This is a genomic window from Photobacterium sp. WH24, assembly GCF_019204055.1.
GTDB lineage: Bacteria > Pseudomonadota > Gammaproteobacteria > Enterobacterales > Vibrionaceae > Photobacterium > Photobacterium arenosum.
This window is the reverse complement of record NZ_JAGSOZ010000020.1, coordinates 57,875-76,005: the sequence shown is the minus strand read 5'-3', so window position 1 is coordinate 76,005 and position 18,131 is coordinate 57,875. Positions and strand designations below refer to the sequence as shown.

Below are 18,131 nucleotides of genomic sequence, written 5' to 3'. Positions count from 1 at the left end.
GGTTACTTCTGAGTATTTTAAACTTTCTGCAGATAATAAATCCCTAAGCTGACGAATAAGAGTCTGCCACTTGTAAAAGGCACTGGTTTTCTCAAGAAGATTTTCCGTATTATTATCAAACACATCAGCTAATTTTTCTGACTTTGTTTTGATGGCATCCCTCAGCTCAATACCCAGAGCCTGAGCAAATTTGGTTTCATCCTCACCTTTGTCAATCAGTTCTGGCGTTAGGTAGGCGCCATCGACCGTACCCACCCCGGACACATATATCTTGGCTATCTTGCCCGACTCTTCCGGGTACGCATCAAACAGTCTACCGATATTCGAGCGTGATTTGTTGCCATAGGTTTCTTTGTACAAATCATTATCTTTGTTCTGACCTGTGCCATCAAAGAACACACCAATGCGCAGAAGGCGCTTTTTCACCTGTGCAGCATTAATTACCGGTGTATTGGCCAGTATCCGGCTGTTCTCCTGAATATGCTGTAGCCAGGGCATCATAGTTTGCTGATGATAACGCCCCCAAATATCACCGAAGGGGTAAGCCTTGCCCGGCGCTAAGTTGGTGGTCGGGGGCAGCACTTCTTTTGGCTTGTTGTTTGCTTGCATACCCGACACAGTCACCAGCAGGCTATCACCGACCTGCAGTTTTAAAGGATCGTCGTTGTAATGCGGGTTTAATTCGAGCAATTGCTTGGCAGTTAAGCCATGCTTTTGCGCAATGTCCGGCCAGCTTTCACGATGACGGGATTGCGGGTCCAACTGAACTTGATAATGCGTTGATTTCTGCTCGCTGCTGGCTGATGTAGATTCACCCTGGCTGCTGCGCTCCTGCGGTGCCTCACTGCGGCAGGCTATGGCGCCACTGAGATCTAAGGCGACAGCATTGTTCTCAAGCCAGCTTGGCGATATGTTGGCGAATTCATCTTCTGTCAGTTTATGCTGGCGAAATAAAATGTATTGTCCGCCTACGGTTTGTCCTTCCACTTTGTAGGGCAACAGCAAACTTGAAAAATGGTGCTCAGAGAGCAAATCATCTGTCAGTTTGCTCGCATCTGATTGCGTGAAATAGAAACTCCATCTGTCCTCACCGCTAAGTTTACATTCCTGATACAGCTCATTTTCTACAAAGTAGTAAAAATAACCTGTTGTTGGCCAGCCTAATCGGTCATCAAGCTGAACGGCGAGTTTCGCCGGGATGAACTCAGCATTCAAAACCCCTTTGCCTTTAGACTGCGGGTGAATGGTATAGGCTTTGGCCAAGCCAGTCTGTACAAAGCATTCATTCAACAAGTGCTTTTCTTCTTGCTGCATACACTGTGCGGTCAGAACCGTATGCCCCTCAGGCGTTGGCGACTTATCCCAGCGGCTGATCGCTGTTTCTTCGGCGGTGTGTTTCAGTGGCCAGTAACCGGTTTGTAACGAGCGCAGCTCATCCGGCGTACAATAAATAAGGATATTGCACTCAAAGTCGGCAGTTGACTCTTTAACTTAATCCTGTACCTGGACAGGCAGCTTGTTGATGTAACTGTAATCTTCCAGCGGTTGATAACCCGCTTTGACAAATCGCTTAGGTTTATTGTGTTCGAATGCCATGCATGGATATGCAATGAGATGATTTTCATTGAGATTACATGACTAGGCCTTTGATTTAAATGATAATTACCCTTCCGAAATGTCGCTTTAGACTGTCACTTTAACTATTTCCCTGCCACATTTAAAAATGCTGTATGGATCGCATTCCACTGTGGACATTCTGTAAAAGTACGAGATGTACTCACTAGACCGATCTGATAACAATGTGACCTCAAACAACCGGTAAGTCGGCTCGCTGCCCCCACTCCGCCCAGGAGCCATCATAAACCGACAGGTTTCTGTACCCGCACTGATAAGCCGCCAGTAATCCAATGCAGGCGGTTACGCCTGAGCCGCAGCTGAAATACAGTTTTTCGTCGCCGAACACCTGCTGTTGTGCGAACAACGCCTGCAGTTTGTCTGGGTCTTTATACTGGCCGTCTTCAATGAAACAGGCGAAGGGAAGGTTTATCGCATGGGGAATATGCCCGCTTCTCAGCTCTGGTCGTGGTTCTGGCTGTTGACCAGAAAACCGCCCGGCGCTGCGTACATCAATAATATGATGTTTCGGCAGACCGGCTTTTTCTGCCAGTTCTCGCCAGTCAGAAATCCACCCTGTGCGATACTCACCCTGCCACCCGTTGCCGCTCTCAGGAATGACGGGAGAAGCAACGACAGCCCGGCCTTCTGCGATCCATTTGGGCAAACCGCCATCCAGCACATAAACCTGTTCGTGCCCCATCAGTTTAAACAGCCACCAGACGCGCGGCGCTGAGTAGATACCTTTTGCATCGTAAATGACAATCACAGAATCCGTCTCAATGCCCAGTCTGGAGACTTCTCGCTGAAATGCTTCATATTCCGGTGCGGTGTGAGGCAACGAAGAAGAAGCAGAAAACTGCCGCTCAAGATCAAACACAAGAGCACCGGGGATATACTGCCGTGTGTCTAGGTCGGAATTATCGCCAGTCACACTTTGCATGGTGGCATCGAAGATAACCACTTCCGGCGATCTGCTCTTCCTTTCCAGCCAATATGTTGAAACTAACGCGTTCATCATTCTCCCTCAGGTAAACCCTGCATTGAGTAATTTGCACTCAATTTGAAATCATCAAGCTGAAAAAGGCGATAAATATATAACAGTTACACTAATTTTTAGCCCTTGTTGTGAGGAAACAGTTTCTCACAGACAAAACTGGCAGTTTTCATCATGGGAGCCATTCAGAGACTTTCGGCGATGTATATGCAGCATGCCTTCTTTCAGGCCCATCTTGTAACCTTCATCCAGAGTAGATTTTCGCATTGTTAAACGCTTCACGCTGAAGCTCTCTGGCGGGGCGATGACCCGGATTATGGCATCTTGCGGCGGTTGACGGATGAACTCCAGCGACGCGTTATAGTTATCAGCACGTTTGATCATAGCACTGGCGATCTGGGGTTGACGGACGAAGACTTTTTTCATCATCCAGGGATATTTTGCCGGTTTCATCTGATAGCTCAGTGGATGTGACAAAATCACTGTGATGTCTCTAGCTCCGCGACGGTAGGCTTCCCGCACCGGAATCGAGTCGGCCACGCCGCCATCGGTATAACAGCCACCAGCAAAACAGGGTGTCGCTTTATAAGCAATCGGGAGCGCACTGGTCGCTTCCATGACATCGCTGACATTTAATGGGCTCACGTTGTAATAATCAGCGGTGCCAGTATTAACATTGGTTGCTGCGGCAATCAGTGCGGTTTTCCCGAACAGTTTATGCTGATCCAGCGGATAGAGCCGCAATGATTCATCAATCAGCCACTTCACATCAACCAGGTTGCCTCCTTTCAGGAAGCGAGCGGGATTGTAAAATCGTTTATCCGTCGCTAACTGCGTGATAACGCGATAACTCCGTTTAGGCTGATTCGCCAGATACCCCAATAAGTTGGATGCGCCTGCTGAAACGCCGATGGCCAAATCAAAAGGGTTATAGCTATCGTCCATAAAAGCATCCAGTACCCCGCTGGCAAAAATACCGCGCATCGCACCGCCTTCCACCACTAATGCTGCTTTCTTATTCATAATTTGCTAACCAACTGATTTAAATTAAATAAAGAGTACCTAAAGTTACTCAGGCTGGGTAATTGAAATCACGGATTGTTCAGATAGGAGCAAGCTATGGAAGCACAGCAAGGGCTTGGCCTGATAACATTCTGGATAAATATTAACGTATCCCTTGAGCAAACTCTGAATCTTCACTCAACAGGCTAGGTTTTCCCGAAGGATTACTCTACGATTTCAGACAAACACAGAATAGGGAAGTAACTATGTCTTTTGAAATGCTGGTCGCGCTTGATGTCGCGGACGATGAAATATACGCACAGTACAGACGCGAAATGACCCCCATTTTATCCCGCTATAACGGCAGCTATGGGTATGATTTCAAAGTCTCTGAGGTGTTAATTTCACAGGTGTCTGCACCCATCAACCGTGTGTTCTCTATTTGCTTTCCCAGTGAAGAAATGAAAAATCAATTCTTTAACGACAAAGAGTATATGGCGATAAAGCAGCATTATTTTACGCCATCAGTTCGGGCCACAACCCTCATCGCCAGCTACGAGAAACCAGACAACTGAAACAGGCACTTTTATTGTGCTGTCCAAAACGTTACCGTATCGCCCTTCCGGCAAACAGTGCGGTAAGCAAAACATCAAGCTTGCCGCTCTCAACGAGACAAACATGCGTAAGACCGATAAAAAAACGGACAATCAAATCAGAATATTACTGACAGAAGTGTGTAACCATGCGCTGGAGGCTTACCCCGGCTTTCAGTGGCTGACCCACCTGGTCGATTACTCACACTTTCCTGACAGCCTGAAAGTGGTTTGTGTGTTCGATACCAATGTGAATCTGTCACACTTTTATGATGCTGCGGGAAAGCCTGTACTTGAAGCCTTGATAGTCAAAAAACTGGCAGCAGTTGATATCCGCCTGAACAGGCCGTCTGCCCATATCGCGTATGACACAGAAGAAAATTGCGAACGAGAGAACCAGGGCAAATGGGCGCACCGTTTGGGGTAAGTTGAAAGTCGTTTCTCTATTCGAGCACTGATATCAGGGCTGTGGCATGCAGGGAAGAGCGCCGACCTGAATTGGCAACATGTTGCGTAAGCGCACAAAACTGAAACCACACAGCACGAAATACATGAAAAGTTGCAGTAAATCAGGATAATACGGCCAAATTATTGGTTCTTTATTCGAGTTGACATCCATTGCACGGGAAACAGATGTTTATTAAACAAGCCTGGAACGGTCAGATTGCTGTCTGGAAAGCCGTCGTTTTGGTCAGTTTAGGCGGGCTTGTCTTAACACTTCTGGTCAGTATCGGGGTAAGCCTGGTGCTGCTTTTTCTGGTTAAGTCGGGTGTGATGCATTTCAATCATGTTGCCATCCACACGGTCTTCTTTTCTTTTATTCTTTCCGCATTTGGCGTATTTGCCGTACGTTCACTATGGCTATGTGCAGCAAACCCGAAAGGGAAGATCAGCCATGCACTCGTCAGACTCTGGGCCATCATACTGAGTGCTTACATTATTGCGGTCCTCGCGCACGTTAATACCTAAATTCGTGCGGATGCTGTAAGTGCCATAACTACTACCAGGAGTGCTTCATGTATACAGGCAGTTGTTTATGCGGCGGCGTACAGCTGGCCATTACTGGCAAAATCAGTGATATCATTCACTGTCATTGCTCTTTATGCCGAAAATCGACAGGCTCTGCTTTTGCCACAAACGGGTTTGTAAATACATCAGATTTTACTGTTACCCAGGGGCAGGAATTACTGAATCACTTTGCATTACGGTCTGGCAGACAACGCCATTTCTGCCGTATCTGCGCGTCGCCGGTATACAGTTCCAATACGGCAGATCCCGCCCGCATTCGAATCAGGCTCGGCATTATTGACTCAGAGATCGCCGAAAAACCCATATCGCATAACTTTGTCACGTCGAAAGCCAGCTGGGATAGCCTGGATATCAATCTGCCCCAGTATGAAGCACACGAACCAGGCAGAAAATAACCGGACTCTTCAATGTCCATAAAGAAAGCACCATACAGGCAGGAAAAGTAACGACTATGGCCTCCGCCCAAGATTTTTCAATCAGTCGCCAGTATTTCATCTACAAAGCCGATGAATACACATTATCAAGAATTAAAAATGCGAGAGTAAAAGTAAATACGCTGAAAGATCATCTGTTCAGAGTGATTATTATCGGCATGATCGTTTCCAGCGTCATAGGGCTCATGGAGCCTGCAGGAATCGCTTGGATATTCATGCCGTTCGGGTTTATCACTGGCGCGCTGAGCGCTTTAGCCACTGCACGTAAATATGAACTGCAGATTGAGTTCGAGCATACTGACGAAACCGGGCTTCAGTGGATTAGCGTTGTAAAAGGTCATAAACAAACCGACATGGCGATCTTTTCAGAGCAGGCAGATCAACTCAAGCAACAGATTGCCTGATGGGTAATCGATAAAGCTGGCAGAGGGCTTTTTCTTCACCATTTGCATTGTTTTCGGGCAAGAATGTGAGCCATGACAGATGGCAATCTGCTGAAGTAAAATGATCAACAAAATCAGGCGTTATACTTCTGTTACTGATTTCCCGGGAACAGAGAGAACCTTATGACGCCCCTGCTGGATACACATTCAGACATCAATGAAGCCGCCCTTCGCGCTATTGCCCATATGCCAACGACCAGCTTGCCGGTATTGATGGGCCATGACTTCACAAGCAAATTATCCGATGCTGATTACATGCACATTGCTGCTCTGCTGGCGCAAAAAAGTTACGACGAAGGCGGTTGTCCGATTGGTGCGGTGATCATCAATAACCAAACCGGACAAATAGTTGGCAAAGGCCACAATACGCTGGTTCAGGAAGATCACCCGTACAACCACGGTGAGACCTCTGCCATTCGCGATGCAGGCAGGATAGATTTCAGCCAGACCACCTTGTTTACCAGCCTGAGTCCTTGCGATGTCTGCGCGACGCTCCTGTACATGCGCGGATTCAAGCGGGTTGTCGTCGGCGATATTACCAATGCCTCAGGAAACGAAGATTTGCTGCGGGAAAAAGGGATTCAGGTCGATATTCTGGAAGATAAACAAGGCATTGCACTTTACGCACAATTCCGAAAAGAAAAACCAGAGCAAGATCTTGAAGACTGGAAAGGACTGTGTGCGGTGCATTCGCATTGTGCCTCCTAGCTGACAGATAACCTCATCAATCATCTTTCTGACACAGGAGAACCTCAGTGGACATCATCCGGTGCTGCCAGGCCAGCGATTTAGCAGGTGTACGCGAACTCTACGCAGAACTGCGCCCTCATGACCCCGTATTATCGGAGCCACAGGCCATGAAATGCTGGCAGGATTTACTCAACAGCCCGCACACAAAAATCATTGTTGCTGATATTGATGGCGTGCTGGCATCCACCTGCCAGCTTGGCCTGGTGCCTACCATGACAAACGGGGGTCAGCCTTTTGCCATCATCGAGCATGTCATTACTTCGGCCCAATACAGGCGGCAAGGACTGAGCCAGAAAGTCATCGAGAAAGCCCTCTTACTCGCCTGGGACATGGGATGCTATAAAGTCATGCTGCTATCAGGGGAAAACCGGCCAGAGGCGCATCACCTTTATGAGAAAGTCGGATTTCAGTCAGGTATTGAGCGCGGGTTTGTGATTAAAAATCCTCACATACCTACCCCAGATTGACCTGTGACGATGAGCACAGCGCACGCTTTACTTTCAACAATCCCGCCTGGTTATCAGCTATAACATACGAGGCTGAAACAGGTTACGTTATCTGGATGTCGCTTTGCGCTATTTTAACCGAAAAAGGAAAGTCTCTTGGTAGGAAGAATTGTTGATAAATTGCTGTTTGGCGTCATGCTCATCGCGGCGCTTCAGGTTCCGTTACTGGCCGCTCACTATCAGCAATATCTGGCAGGATTATTTGAAGCCACACAATGGCAAGTCAAGGGCTACGAAAACACCGCCAGACAATACGGTTACCCTGATGTACATGCGATGATTGAGCAACACCTGAACAATCAGGAAGCCAGTGTCAGGGCGGACGCCTTACAGAAACAAGCGACCCTGAGCCACTATCAGGACCTGAAATCCGGCATTGTCGTTTTTGAACAAGGGTCACTGATTGAGAAATCAGTGTACATGTTCACACCTGCACGCTTTGACTCGTTAGAAAAAACCATCACCCATTTCAAACCCGGCATTCCACTCTCGCTCAACGGTCTGATGTTTGGTGCCATCCTGGGATTAGCAGCCAATATCCTGCTTACCCTGCCTTTTAGCTTATTGTTCAGGCGTAAACGTCGGGCAAAGTTCGCCGCCAGACGGTCAGTGATATCGTGATTACATGTGGCAGAAAACGCCAGTTTAGAGTGTCTCAGCACCGAAAAAATGGACAGATAGAGATCAAAAAAGCGCGAGTTCATCGCGCTTGAATCATTTAATGAGAACAAAATGAACTTAACGACTCAACCAATCAGTTGATTAAATTTAAAGTCTATAACCCAATAAGTCGCTGAATACATGGCTGCCAGTAGTGCGGCTGTAAAGCCAATGATCAGTTTTGGCGAAATCACACGCCTCAATGGCCGGCTAATAACAGCAGCCTTTAAATTCACTAACTGTAGCTTCTCCTGATCCTGCAGCCTGTCTTCTTTTATCAGCTGGTAAATGGTCTCTGCAATGTCAGCGATTTTTTCGTTACCACGCTCGACACGACCGAATTTCCCCTTAAAACCAACCTGCAACAGAAAGTATAAAAATTCAATAAGTTGCCTGTAACGTTTGGGATCTTGTCTGAGCCTGTCCAGAATTGTATAGAATTTATCACCACCTGACGTTTCATTATGAAACTCAGCAAGCAGGCTGTGTGTACTCCAATTACTTTTCTCTCCCCACTCCTGACTGTAAACCGCTTCGTCAACAGCAGCACAGACACAATAACGCATCACCAGCAGTGATGCTCTGTCTGTGTTTGCGAGTAGCAGTCGCTTCTCGGCGTCTTGAATCTCCCTGCTGATTTTCTCACGCAGCAAGGTAGGATCATCTAACCAGGGAATAGATGGAATACAAGTCAGACAGGCCAGTACCCAGGTAAACTCATCAACCAACTGGTTAATACCCAGTTTTTTGATTTCCAACTGTTTTACCGCAATATTGCGTGGTACTTCCGGAGCCGGCATAACCTCCATTGGTTGGCCGGGCTCAGGCTGAAACAGAACGACTGTTATGTCATCATCGAACTGACTCATAATCTGACAGCCCACATTTGCAATTCAATATTCGGGAAATCGCCGGACACATGCATGGCAATGCCGGATGAAGAAGACAATGCCTTCCACTCATCAGACGCCTTATCCAGCTCAAAATACGTAAAGCCGGCATGGTAAGGCAGCTGACGAGGCACCACTGGCATTGCTTTAATGGCGATACCTGGTAACTGGAAGTTTACCAGATCACGAATATTTTCCAGGCTACCCACTTTGACCTGAGAGACAAAGCGAGTATGAAGTACATCCAGTGTAACATCAGCTTTCACGGCAAGGATAAAGGTCGTGGTCTGGATAATCTCACGATCAGCAATATTGGCAACACGCACACCATAGCCTTGCTCTTTCAACACCAGCGGGATTGCCCGCTGCTCTGACATTACAGTCAGGCTGTTGCGGTTCCGGCTGATCAAAGACCACATACAGTCGGTTAGATCTCCATGATTATAAGGCGAGAAAGTCTCAGGACGGCGGGATGAGGTACATAATGTCGCCAGTTCCCCTTCGGCCTGCAGCAACACACGGTACAGCGCTTCAGGATGAACACCTTCCAAACCCGCTAGATGCCAGAAAACCGGCTCCAGCTTGTTCACCACCTGCAGTAGCATAAAATCTGCCACCGAGGATACGCCTTGCTGATCAACCACACCCAGCCGGCTGACTATCGATTCAGCGCGATGTTTTAGCAGAGAAGCAAATTCGGTAACAAACTTTGTCAGTACAGCGGAGGCTTTAATATCAAGGCAAGTGGGAATGAACTTGTCATCAAGTAATACAGTGCCATCACTTTTGACTTCCGAAATTTTCAGAATAGGGATCGACGTGAAAGCCGAACGGTCTTCCGTCTCTAGCATCAAACGGAAATTCAGGCTGCCAACATGAATGGTTGTGGTATCTTCACTGTCGTATAAACAGTCGACCACTTGCTGCTCCTGAAGGCGATAGCGCGCTCCGTCGCCCGCATTGGTATACAGCTCACCCTGCTCAGACGGTAAAGGACAACATAAATACACCACCTTATCTACCGTCGATGTGTCCACTTCCAACATTGCCGGCGCCAAGGCTTCAGAAGGAAAAGCGAACGGTGTGCGGTCCTGCAATATCCCTTCCGCAACCGTGACGCCAATTTTGCCCATTTTCAGCAGTTCAGCATTAATTTCTAATCGGCTAATCCCCCAATTTAATGGCGAGCTGAAAGCTGTATACAGACTCACTTGCTGAGAGTGAAAACGGTCCAACTGCTGAAAATGCTGTGGTTTCATGAACATGCCGTCTTGCCAGACAACCGGGTTATGCAATGACATAATGCTTCCTTAGAAATAAATCTGTTCTACGCCTTGTGTACGCTCGACAGACAACACGTTATTCACCAGATTCACGTCCAGATAATAACTCTCCCGTTCTTCAATGGTGTGTATAGTCCGCCAACTTGTCCCGTTAATATCCCGGAAAGCGACTGCAAATCCGACGGCACGTGTTTCAGGCTGAAGTTTCAAAAATTCCGTGAGTTCCTGGTCTGGCTCAAGCTGGTACTCATACCGCTTAATATATTCATCACCCAGTGCCGCTTTGTCGTTTTCAAATAATGAAAAGAAATCCAAGCTGCGAAACAGCACAGGTGAAGACAGCTCATAGATGCGTAGAATGGCCGGTGATGATGACCCGTTAGGACGTAGGTTCAGGCTCTTATCGGTCATAATATGCACTTCTACTTCTGCGGTTTCAGGGATAAGCCCGGTGGTGTCCTTAAACTGCTCCCATACTGCGCACCCTGACAGTGACAGTGCGGCAATCAATCCCAAAAAGTAATTACGCATTTTGCTCCTGTAACAATTCTCTGTACTTTGATTCTAAGCTTGCATCAAAGTTATGTTGTTCCTCAGTCCGCCAATTTGACTGTTGTTCCGAAAAGTACGACTGATACGCTTTCCAGTTCCTTTGGCTTTTCAGCCATCCCCCGCCGGTTATTTGCCTGGCTTCAAATGACGACGGTGATAAAGCTTCCAACTGTTGCTGGAAAATGCTTTCACGCGCCTGAAGTAATCGGGAGCGGTGTGCATCCAGCTCTTCCTGGATATGTTCTATCAACTCATAAGGCTCAAGTATCGACTGCTGGTAAAGCGACATCATACTGTCCAGTAAATGCGGTTTTTCTGCCTCGGATTCACCAGCCATCACCAAAGAACGGTGCAGCTCTGCGTTCAGTGAATCAAGGCACCCTTTTAAACTCAGACCCATTTGACGAAACCATTTTTCATCACACAGATGTTGCAACTCCGGCGGGATACCTAAACCTTGCAAAAACGCCTGTTCCGGTTGTATATCTGATGTTTCAGATCGCTTTGCGATGGCACCCGCTGATTTGGATTGAGTGGATTCTTCTGTTACAGAAGGCTGGGTGTATGATGTTAAACGCCCGGCTGGCACAGCTTGTGGGGTAAATTTATCCCCTGGTGATGAAAAGGTCTTCGCTTTTTCTGAAGCCGGAAAACTGCCATCTTCAACATTCCAGTTTTCCGGAATCAGGCTGGGAACATCCATTTCAGAGTGAATGCTCTCACTGTCGTCAAGAATTTGTCGTTGTGTTGCGCTGTAATCAACAAACTGTTTGGGTTCGTCATCTTCAATCAAAGACTCAGCTTCTTCATTCACTTCCTGAAGATAAGAAAGCGGTTCGGTAGAATCTGCTTTTTCATCTTGGGGCAGGAACAGCTCTTCTATCGTTCCCTCTCCTAACATTTCAGATTCAGGAGGGAGGATCAGGTTTAGACTGTCGACAGGATCATTGCTTTTCATGTCCGGCATAATATCTTCTGCCAGATTAATGTGATGCACCTCATTCTCAAATCCGGCACTGAATTCATAGCGTCCCATCGAAATAGAATCGCCTTCCTGCAGGACTGTCGGCTGACTTTTCAGCGCACGCTTACCATTGATAAAAGTACCATTAGTGCTGATATCATTGAGATAATATTCACCGTTATAACAGGTGATCAGGGCATGAGTCGCCGATAGATATTTATTATGATCATCAAGATGGAAAACACTCTGAGCACTACGGCCGATTGTTCCGCCCTGACTGTCAAATTCCATTTGCTTTGCCCCGACATATTCTTCCGGGGCACTGTTCACTTTGAGAATGAGGGTTTTGTGCGTCATAAACGATCTTAGAATAGAAACGATAAGGAAAATTCTACGCCGCCAAGACCATCATTGACCGGTACGATCAGCGTCGCCTGAGGAGCAATCTGCAAATGCGCATCAGGGTTACTGCCCATTTTTATCACCATTCCGGCATTAAGCAGTAAGCTGGCTTCGAACGCATTATTATCAGGTAGCTGAGTACCGTACTTGAATTCATCAGCATCGACATGCCAACGTTCACTGTACTCGCTATAGGCCAGTGATATACCCGCGCCAAGGTAAGGCGTCAGCCAGCTCGCCAAGGGAATAGCGTACTGAGGCAGTACACGAAACTCATAATTGGTGACTTCCTGATAAACACCATTCTGGGGTGCAGGAATACTGTCCGCGAAATAATTCAGGCCAAACCACCAGCGCCAGCGGGCACTGTTATCATCGATAGGCCGTGTATGTACCAGTCCCCAGCGAAGACTTTGGTTTTCACCCGACTCACCTTCCTCGGCAGTCGACGTAAAATCATAGTATGCGCCAGTGACACCAAAGCGTTCACCTTTGGCAGAGGCGAAGGAAGTATGAATTAAACAATAAGCTATACAGGCTACTGTAAGAAGACGAGGCATAATGTTCGCTTTCTCTAATTTAAAAACACCTGAAAGATAAACGCATAAAAATATGAATTCAAGGCTTGATTGACGCTATCTTTAAATAAGTCATTTTTCCTATTAGATCTGTCACTTTCACTGTATGAGATTGCGAATTGACAGCAATTTTAAACTCGTAAAAATCAGCTTATAATTCACCTACCATTAATTACACTGAAATTAAAACATCAATTTGAGGTGTGCATCCCAAAAAATGTGTTTTTGTGATTTATTCACTGAATAAATCGAAATTGTGACTCAACACGCAGTTTATACACCAAGAACTAAAATTACTGCTATCAGTAACAACTGCAATAAACAAAGATTGTCATAACAATGTTAAATACAGTTAAAACATAAAGACGACCCTAATAAAAATGAGTAAAAAATCATAGCTAGACACCAATGTGTGATCTTTATCCAGCAAAAACAGCATTCACTTAGTTTACTGCAACGCTTCAGATTACAATACGGTTCATATGCAGTACGGAATAGTTAAAATTGTTCCTCAGATATGAAAATCAACAGCCTTAACAGGCATATTGCCTAGGGTAGATTTTTATAATCACAGCAATACGCAGAGGAGTTAACAAAGCGTAAATTTGATCCGCCTTATAGTTTAGCATCTACTAATAAACCAATAATTAATTAAGTTAGCGAGCAAGAATGCACTTCCTGCCGCAGTAATTCCTTTACTCATAATTACAAGTTTCGAAGTTGGCTATAAAACAATGAAATTCACTGATATTGCACTCAGACCAATATCGGCACAATTGCCTGTTGGTCATGACCCGAAAGAGCTCGATCTCTTTTCTGACTTAAAAAGAAACGTAAATCGATTAAGCAGTTTTGTCTCTCCAGCACCATGGAAAGAGATTTATACCGCTTCCGAATTGCTTCTGACCCAGCACAGCAAGGACTTTCGCTGTGCCAGTTACTACTGCGTCTCTGCCTGCCGTATTGACGGATTAATGGGAGCGGTTAATGGACTCAATGTTCTCAATGATCTGTCCATCGTCTACTGGCACACTGCTTTTCCTGCAGTCAATAAACCGAATGCACGCATCCAGTCTTTTGACTGGGTGGCAGAGCAAATGCCATTGGCACTGAGCAAAATTAAAGTATCACTGAAGGATCTCCCCTTAGTGGAAGCCGGCCACCACCTTGCTCTGAATATTGAGCAGGAACTTCAGCGTCAATTGGGGAAACAAGCCCCATCGCTGGGTCCGGTTCGCAGACAGTTTACTGAATGGAAAGATCAACTTGATGAACAGGCCGAAAAAGAATTAGCCAAACAAAAACAGCGTCAATTGCCAACGCCAGCCCCAGCACCAGAAGTGACAAGTCAACCAGCTGCTGAGCAGCCACCTGTCAAAAAACAGGCGGCAATACGCACTCTGCCGGCCTGGTGTTACTGGTTGGCCACAGTGTTTACACTGGGTTGCCTGGTATTTTCTATTGTCGCAGTCCGGCAATACCTGTACCAGCGTGATATTAAAACTGCAACTGCAGAGCAACTGGAAAGTATTACATCAAGGCTTATCCAGGCGGAGCCCTATTTCAAGCACAGGCTCAAAGAAGAGGTTCTGACCAGAACCCATGATCTACTGATGGACTGGACTGCTTTTCCTGGACGTGTCTATGAGCACCAGACACTGGAAGAACTGGCAAATAACGTCAATACACTCTATCCAGACTCCATTGCAGCCAAAGAGTCTGTGAGCCAGTATCGGGCAGGTAAAGCGGCGCTGGCTCAGGATTATTTGCTCATCAACGATCAGTTCAAACGAGCCAGAACTATCATAGCTAACGCAGCACTAGTCGATGACAGTGAGAATATTTCAGCGGCCTACCGATTTAGTAATACCCTTTTTCCATTCCTTGGTCGCCTTGATTATTTGGAGAAAGGTCACATAAACCATGACGATATTTTAAAAGCACAAAAAACCTTGAGTGCCTATCAATATCGCCTTATGGAACTCACACATAATTTCGAAAATAAAAACCAATAAAAATTATTCAGGCAGGTTATATCTTGATTAGTAAACTCAAAACGCCAAGAGTATTTATCATACTCTCAGCAGTGCTGCTTTCGGTGATGTATGGCTTATTCTCATATTTCATTATGGCTTTTCCTGTCAGTCATTACCTGACATGGGGGCCAGTGGTCTTCATCTTTAGTGTAGCAATCTTGCTTCTGATCGGTTACGAAGTAAAAAAACGCAAATCACGCTCTACCAGTGATATAGAAACAGAAGAAGAAACCTTGAAGGGGCTATTATCTTCTTTGCTGAAGAGTTCCAGTCATAAGCCTATTTACTTACTGTTGGGCAACAAAAAGTCAGGAAAGACATCGCTCCTGACCAGTTCTCATGCCATTAAACCCATAGATCAGAAAAATACGCTGCAAACTGATTACTTTGTCTGGCATGAGTCAGAAAAGGCGATATACATCAAACCGGCTCCACGTCTGATTTATCAAGATACATCGAATACAGATCAAACTCTCTGGAAAGCGTTTCTGGAGAAAATTGTCAGTGTTAAGCCCCGCAAACCATTTGCAGGAAGCCTGTATGTGGTGGATCTTGAATTTTTGATCACTCAAGAAGAGTCTCAGCGCGAGTATATCCTGGATATTATCAATACCCGCCTCAGCGACATCACAGGGATGACCCATACAGCCTTACCTGTGTATGTTTTCCTGTCGAAAATCGACAAACTGAAAGGCTTCAAAGAATTTGTTTCTCTCAGTCCGCTGAAAATGCAGCTTGAGCACCTTTCAATATCACTGAAAGATGCCAAAGGTACACTCAATGACGCCTTTGACAGCGGCTTTTACGCTATTCTGAGCAAGATGGAACAAAGCACGCTTGACTGTGCCGCGATGGAGCGCTCACTGGTCAACAACAGTGCACTGGTGACCTTTCCGAAACAGTTCGAGCTTTGTCATAGAATCATCAGGGATACCCTGAACAAAGTGCGGCTGGAAAAGGACGGATTTCACCTTGTTGACCTGCGGGGTCTTTACTTCACATCCAGCCATCAAGGTGGCCGAAAATACAACCTGCTCGCCAAAGGATGCAGTAATTATTTCAATGTTCCAATGATTGCGTCCGAACACGACCAGTTATCAGAGTCACCTCTGTTCACCCGCTTCATTATTGATGAGCAGGTGCTGCCAGAGGCAAACTTTGCCGGTGAAAACAAACGCCACCTGAGGCAACTCATACGCAGAAGCCATATGACGATGGCCGCTTGTGTCACTTTACTCAGTGTAAGTGGTTACTATTTCTTTACGACCACGCAAAGCAATATTTCCATTATCAACCAGCTTCTGGAAGTCGCTGATAATAAAAGTGATGATCACGAGTTCGCCAACCTGAAAAACCAGTTTGCCGTAACATCGAACGGTATTTTGCCTCTTTATCAGGCCTGGACCAACGCCAGTTATCTTCTGGACGAAAAACTGATCGATATAAATGTCGATAAACTGGATCAGACGACACAGATTGCCTACCGGCATTTACTTGACAGCATTCACCTGCAGCTGTTGCCGCTGGTAGAAAAGCATATCCAACGGAAACTGGCCAACAGCAACCTTTCACATCAAGACAAGCTCCATTTACTGAAAATGTATCTGATGCTGAATGAAGCGGACAAACGCGATTACAGTTTCCTTCTGAAATCAATTTCGCGTCTACTCACGGATGATTTCGGCTCAGAGGGTGCATACGCCAACATACCTCAATATCTGGCGGTGTACTTCAAAACCAACTTCCCGCCTATTGAGATCAACTGGGATCTGGTTCGTACTACACGGCGAGATCTGCTGTCCCAATCCAAAGTGGATATTGCCTACAGCCAGATTCTCAACAGTGGCAGAGATGCCGATCTCGGCCAGCTCAGCATTCCAAGAGCAATAGGCTTCAATTTTGGTGAAATTTTTGATAATGAAAAAAGCAATCTTAATGAACTGAACATCAACAAAATTTATACCGCAACCGGCTTTACCACTTTCTATCGCCCTTTATCGGAGTCTTTATCGCACGATTTGATTGCCGACAACTGGGTGCTGGGTTTGTCAAATAACACTCTGCCGTCGGACGAAGAGCTTAAAGCCTTTCAGGCCAAGGTGCGCCGCAAATATACTGACGACTATATCAATGTCTGGCGTACAGCCATTAGCGATTTACGCTTTAAGCAGTATGACAACATAGTTGAAATAACCAATGCGATTGACACTCTGTCAGGCCCGACATCGCCGTTAAGCACCATACTGAATCTATTGTATACCAACACCAAATATTCGCCAGAAGCTGGTGCACTGGCTCAGATGACATTGAAGGATGAACGCCTCAACCAAGCGGTAGATCTGTTAAAAGACTCGGCAGAGAAAGTGATCGAGCCTGACTATGAGTTGATGAAAAGGGTCGAAAAAGCTTTTGCCGTTATCAATACCCTGCAAACCAGTGAAACAGAAAACTCACAAGCTCCGTGGGATCAGGTAATCAGTTCGCTCAGCAATCTGCGAGCCTATCTGAAACAGATCACCGATGCGCCAAATGTACAGCAAGCAGCCTTAATAGCCGCCAAAGCCAGAATGCGTGAAACCGCGGCGGATCCCATTGTTCGCTTGAAGCAGGTCGCTCAAAAAGCGCCCGAACCTGTAAAAAGCTGGCTGAATGAAATCGCCCATCAGGCGTGGGCTGTCTTGCTGGCTGAATCACAATTGGGTATTCAGGAGTTATGGACCAGTAATGTCTACAGTAAATTTGAACTGGTTGGTCAGAACAAATATCCGTTCACCAAACATGCTGAAACTGAGATTTCGCTGACCGATTTCGAAGAGTTTTTTGCTGCGCAAGGCACCCTGGACAGCTTCATTGATGACACGCTTTCGCCTTTCTATGACACAAATTTGTGGCAGGCCAAACGTGTTGATGGCGAAACATTGCAGCTATCGCAAGAAATGATCACCCAGATGAAGAACTACACCATGATCAAGAATGTGCTTTTCGATCCCACGTCGAACAAGTTCAACATCGATTTCAGTTCACGCTTTATCGATCTGGATTCCAGCGCAATACGGGCCAGCCTGAACTTCGGTGGTGAAAGTCTGGATTATTACCATGGCCCGGCAAAGAGTAAACAGTTTGTGTGGCCACCGGAAAGTAACGAGTTTTTCGTGAACGTCAACATTCAGGACATCACGTCCAGCGGCGAGCAACACAGAAAAGCAAAGGAAGGTTTTTGGTCCATTTTCCGACTGTTAAATGAGTCGCAGCTCGAGCCTACATCGGATGGTGGATTCAACGCGGACATTCTTGTTTCAGGGCGACACATGACGGTAAAAATCAAACCGTCTAACTCTAATAATCCGTTCCTTTTACAAGAACTGTATAACTTCTCTGTTCCAAGAGATATCCAATAA

General features: G+C 46.2%; 18 protein-coding genes. 10 read left to right on the top strand and 8 right to left on the bottom strand.

What is annotated here, in order from left to right:
* From KCG43_RS18825 to KCG43_RS18815, 3 genes are all read right to left on the bottom strand, one after another.
* Positions 1 to 1,314, bottom strand: a 1,314-nt coding sequence (locus KCG43_RS18825) for a LysM peptidoglycan-binding domain-containing protein (protein WP_218386849.1), incomplete at its 3' end; no start/stop codon positions are given.
* 493 nt (positions 1,315 to 1,807) lie between these two features.
* Positions 1,808 to 2,635, bottom strand: a complete 828-nt coding sequence (locus tag KCG43_RS18820) for a sulfurtransferase (protein ID WP_218386847.1) — start codon at positions 2,633 to 2,635, stop codon at positions 1,808 to 1,810.
* Between the two features lie 123 nt (positions 2,636 to 2,758).
* Positions 2,759 to 3,634 carry a patatin family protein gene (locus KCG43_RS18815; protein ID WP_192014435.1) on the bottom strand — a complete coding sequence of 292 codons (876 nt, stop codon included), beginning with the start codon at positions 3,632 to 3,634 and terminating at the stop codon, positions 2,759 to 2,761.
* A gap of 245 nt (positions 3,635 to 3,879) precedes the next feature.
* Between KCG43_RS18815 and KCG43_RS18810 the strand changes: the two genes are divergently transcribed.
* From KCG43_RS18810 to KCG43_RS18775, 8 genes are all read left to right on the top strand, one after another.
* Entirely contained in the window at positions 3,880 to 4,188 is a 309-nt protein-coding gene (locus KCG43_RS18810; RefSeq protein WP_192014437.1) for a DUF1330 domain-containing protein, read from the top strand.
* Positions 4,189 to 4,291: 103 nt separating this feature from the next.
* Positions 4,292 to 4,633, top strand: a complete 342-nt coding sequence (locus KCG43_RS18805) for a Fis family transcriptional regulator (RefSeq protein WP_192014439.1) — start codon at positions 4,292 to 4,294, stop codon at positions 4,631 to 4,633.
* 206 nt (positions 4,634 to 4,839) lie between these two features.
* Positions 4,840 to 5,175 (top strand): hypothetical protein, encoded by a 336-nt coding sequence (locus KCG43_RS18800; RefSeq protein WP_192014441.1) that lies wholly within the window; start codon positions 4,840 to 4,842, stop codon positions 5,173 to 5,175.
* Positions 5,176 to 5,222: 47 nt separating this feature from the next.
* Positions 5,223 to 5,630 (top strand): GFA family protein, encoded by a 408-nt coding sequence (locus KCG43_RS18795; protein WP_192014443.1) that lies wholly within the window; start codon positions 5,223 to 5,225, stop codon positions 5,628 to 5,630.
* A 56-nt stretch (positions 5,631 to 5,686) separates the two neighbouring features.
* A complete protein-coding gene (locus KCG43_RS18790; protein ID WP_192014445.1) occupies positions 5,687 to 6,073 on the top strand; it encodes a hypothetical protein in 387 nt (128 codons plus the stop codon).
* A 162-nt stretch (positions 6,074 to 6,235) separates the two neighbouring features.
* Positions 6,236 to 6,820 (top strand): nucleoside deaminase, encoded by a 585-nt coding sequence (locus tag KCG43_RS18785; protein WP_192014447.1) that lies wholly within the window; start codon positions 6,236 to 6,238, stop codon positions 6,818 to 6,820.
* A 47-nt stretch (positions 6,821 to 6,867) separates the two neighbouring features.
* Positions 6,868 to 7,329: a GNAT family N-acetyltransferase gene (locus KCG43_RS18780; protein WP_218386845.1), complete on the top strand. Its 462-nt coding sequence runs from the start codon at positions 6,868 to 6,870 to the stop codon at positions 7,327 to 7,329.
* A gap of 135 nt (positions 7,330 to 7,464) precedes the next feature.
* Positions 7,465 to 7,989, top strand: coding sequence for a DUF2937 family protein (locus tag KCG43_RS18775; protein WP_192014451.1), 525 nt, complete (start codon positions 7,465 to 7,467; stop codon positions 7,987 to 7,989).
* A gap of 125 nt (positions 7,990 to 8,114) precedes the next feature.
* Here the strand turns inward: KCG43_RS18775 and icmH are convergent, their stop codons facing one another.
* The 5 genes from icmH to KCG43_RS18750 all read right to left on the bottom strand — a co-directional run bounded on the left by icmH (position 8,115) and on the right by KCG43_RS18750 (position 12,679).
* Positions 8,115 to 8,897 carry a type IVB secretion system protein IcmH/DotU gene (gene icmH, locus KCG43_RS18770; RefSeq protein WP_192014453.1) on the bottom strand — a complete coding sequence of 261 codons (783 nt, stop codon included), beginning with the start codon at positions 8,895 to 8,897 and terminating at the stop codon, positions 8,115 to 8,117.
* A complete protein-coding gene (tssK, locus tag KCG43_RS18765; RefSeq protein WP_192014458.1) occupies positions 8,894 to 10,219 on the bottom strand; it encodes a type VI secretion system baseplate subunit TssK in 1,326 nt (441 codons plus the stop codon). Before tssK ends, icmH begins: the two co-directional genes overlap by 4 nt.
* Before the next feature lie 9 nt (positions 10,220 to 10,228).
* Positions 10,229 to 10,732, bottom strand: coding sequence for a type VI secretion system lipoprotein TssJ (tssJ, locus tag KCG43_RS18760; RefSeq protein WP_192014460.1), 504 nt, complete (start codon positions 10,730 to 10,732; stop codon positions 10,229 to 10,231).
* Positions 10,725 to 12,008, bottom strand: a complete 1,284-nt coding sequence (locus KCG43_RS18755; RefSeq protein WP_218386842.1) for a type VI secretion system-associated FHA domain protein — start codon at positions 12,006 to 12,008, stop codon at positions 10,725 to 10,727. The genes tssJ and KCG43_RS18755 overlap by 8 nt, the downstream gene beginning before the upstream one ends.
* Positions 12,009 to 12,082: 74 nt before the next feature.
* Positions 12,083 to 12,679, bottom strand: coding sequence for a hypothetical protein (locus tag KCG43_RS18750; RefSeq protein WP_192014464.1), 597 nt, complete (start codon positions 12,677 to 12,679; stop codon positions 12,083 to 12,085).
* A gap of 752 nt (positions 12,680 to 13,431) precedes the next feature.
* Between KCG43_RS18750 and KCG43_RS18745 the strand changes: the two genes are divergently transcribed.
* Together KCG43_RS18745 and tssM are read left to right on the top strand one after the other, a co-directional pair.
* On the top strand, positions 13,432 to 14,712 hold the full coding sequence (locus KCG43_RS18745) for a type VI secretion system ImpA family N-terminal domain-containing protein (RefSeq protein WP_218386840.1): 1,281 nt from the start codon (positions 13,432 to 13,434) through the stop codon (positions 14,710 to 14,712).
* Between the two features lie 23 nt (positions 14,713 to 14,735).
* On the top strand, positions 14,736 to 18,131 hold the full coding sequence (tssM, locus tag KCG43_RS18740; protein ID WP_218386838.1) for a type VI secretion system membrane subunit TssM: 3,396 nt from the start codon (positions 14,736 to 14,738) through the stop codon (positions 18,129 to 18,131).

What these genes read in the sequence shown, in the direction of transcription:
- icmH (WP_192014453.1), bottom strand. Translation starts at nt 8,897, where the DNA reads ATGAGTCAGTTCGATGATGACATAACAGTCGTTCTGTTTCAGCCTGAG.
- tssJ (WP_192014460.1), bottom strand. Translation starts at nt 10,732, where the DNA reads ATGCGTAATTACTTTTTGGGATTGATTGCCGCACTGTCACTGTCAGGG.
- KCG43_RS18805 (WP_192014439.1), top strand. Translation starts at nt 4,292, where the DNA reads ATGCGTAAGACCGATAAAAAAACGGACAATCAAATCAGAATATTACTG.
- KCG43_RS18745 (WP_218386840.1), top strand. Translation starts at nt 13,432, where the DNA reads ATGAAATTCACTGATATTGCACTCAGACCAATATCGGCACAATTGCCT.
- KCG43_RS18815 (WP_192014435.1), bottom strand. Translation starts at nt 3,634, where the DNA reads ATGAATAAGAAAGCAGCATTAGTGGTGGAAGGCGGTGCGATGCGCGGT.
- KCG43_RS18795 (WP_192014443.1), top strand. Translation starts at nt 5,223, where the DNA reads ATGTATACAGGCAGTTGTTTATGCGGCGGCGTACAGCTGGCCATTACT.
- KCG43_RS18800 (WP_192014441.1), top strand. Translation starts at nt 4,840, where the DNA reads ATGTTTATTAAACAAGCCTGGAACGGTCAGATTGCTGTCTGGAAAGCC.
- KCG43_RS18810 (WP_192014437.1), top strand. Translation starts at nt 3,880, where the DNA reads ATGTCTTTTGAAATGCTGGTCGCGCTTGATGTCGCGGACGATGAAATA.
- KCG43_RS18785 (WP_192014447.1), top strand. Translation starts at nt 6,236, where the DNA reads ATGACGCCCCTGCTGGATACACATTCAGACATCAATGAAGCCGCCCTT.
- KCG43_RS18755 (WP_218386842.1), bottom strand. Translation starts at nt 12,008, where the DNA reads ATGGAATTTGACAGTCAGGGCGGAACAATCGGCCGTAGTGCTCAGAGT.
- KCG43_RS18820 (WP_218386847.1), bottom strand. Translation starts at nt 2,635, where the DNA reads ATGATGAACGCGTTAGTTTCAACATATTGGCTGGAAAGGAAGAGCAGA.
- KCG43_RS18790 (WP_192014445.1), top strand. Translation starts at nt 5,687, where the DNA reads ATGGCCTCCGCCCAAGATTTTTCAATCAGTCGCCAGTATTTCATCTAC.
- tssK (WP_192014458.1), bottom strand. Translation starts at nt 10,219, where the DNA reads ATGTCATTGCATAACCCGGTTGTCTGGCAAGACGGCATGTTCATGAAA.
- KCG43_RS18750 (WP_192014464.1), bottom strand. Translation starts at nt 12,679, where the DNA reads ATGCCTCGTCTTCTTACAGTAGCCTGTATAGCTTATTGTTTAATTCAT.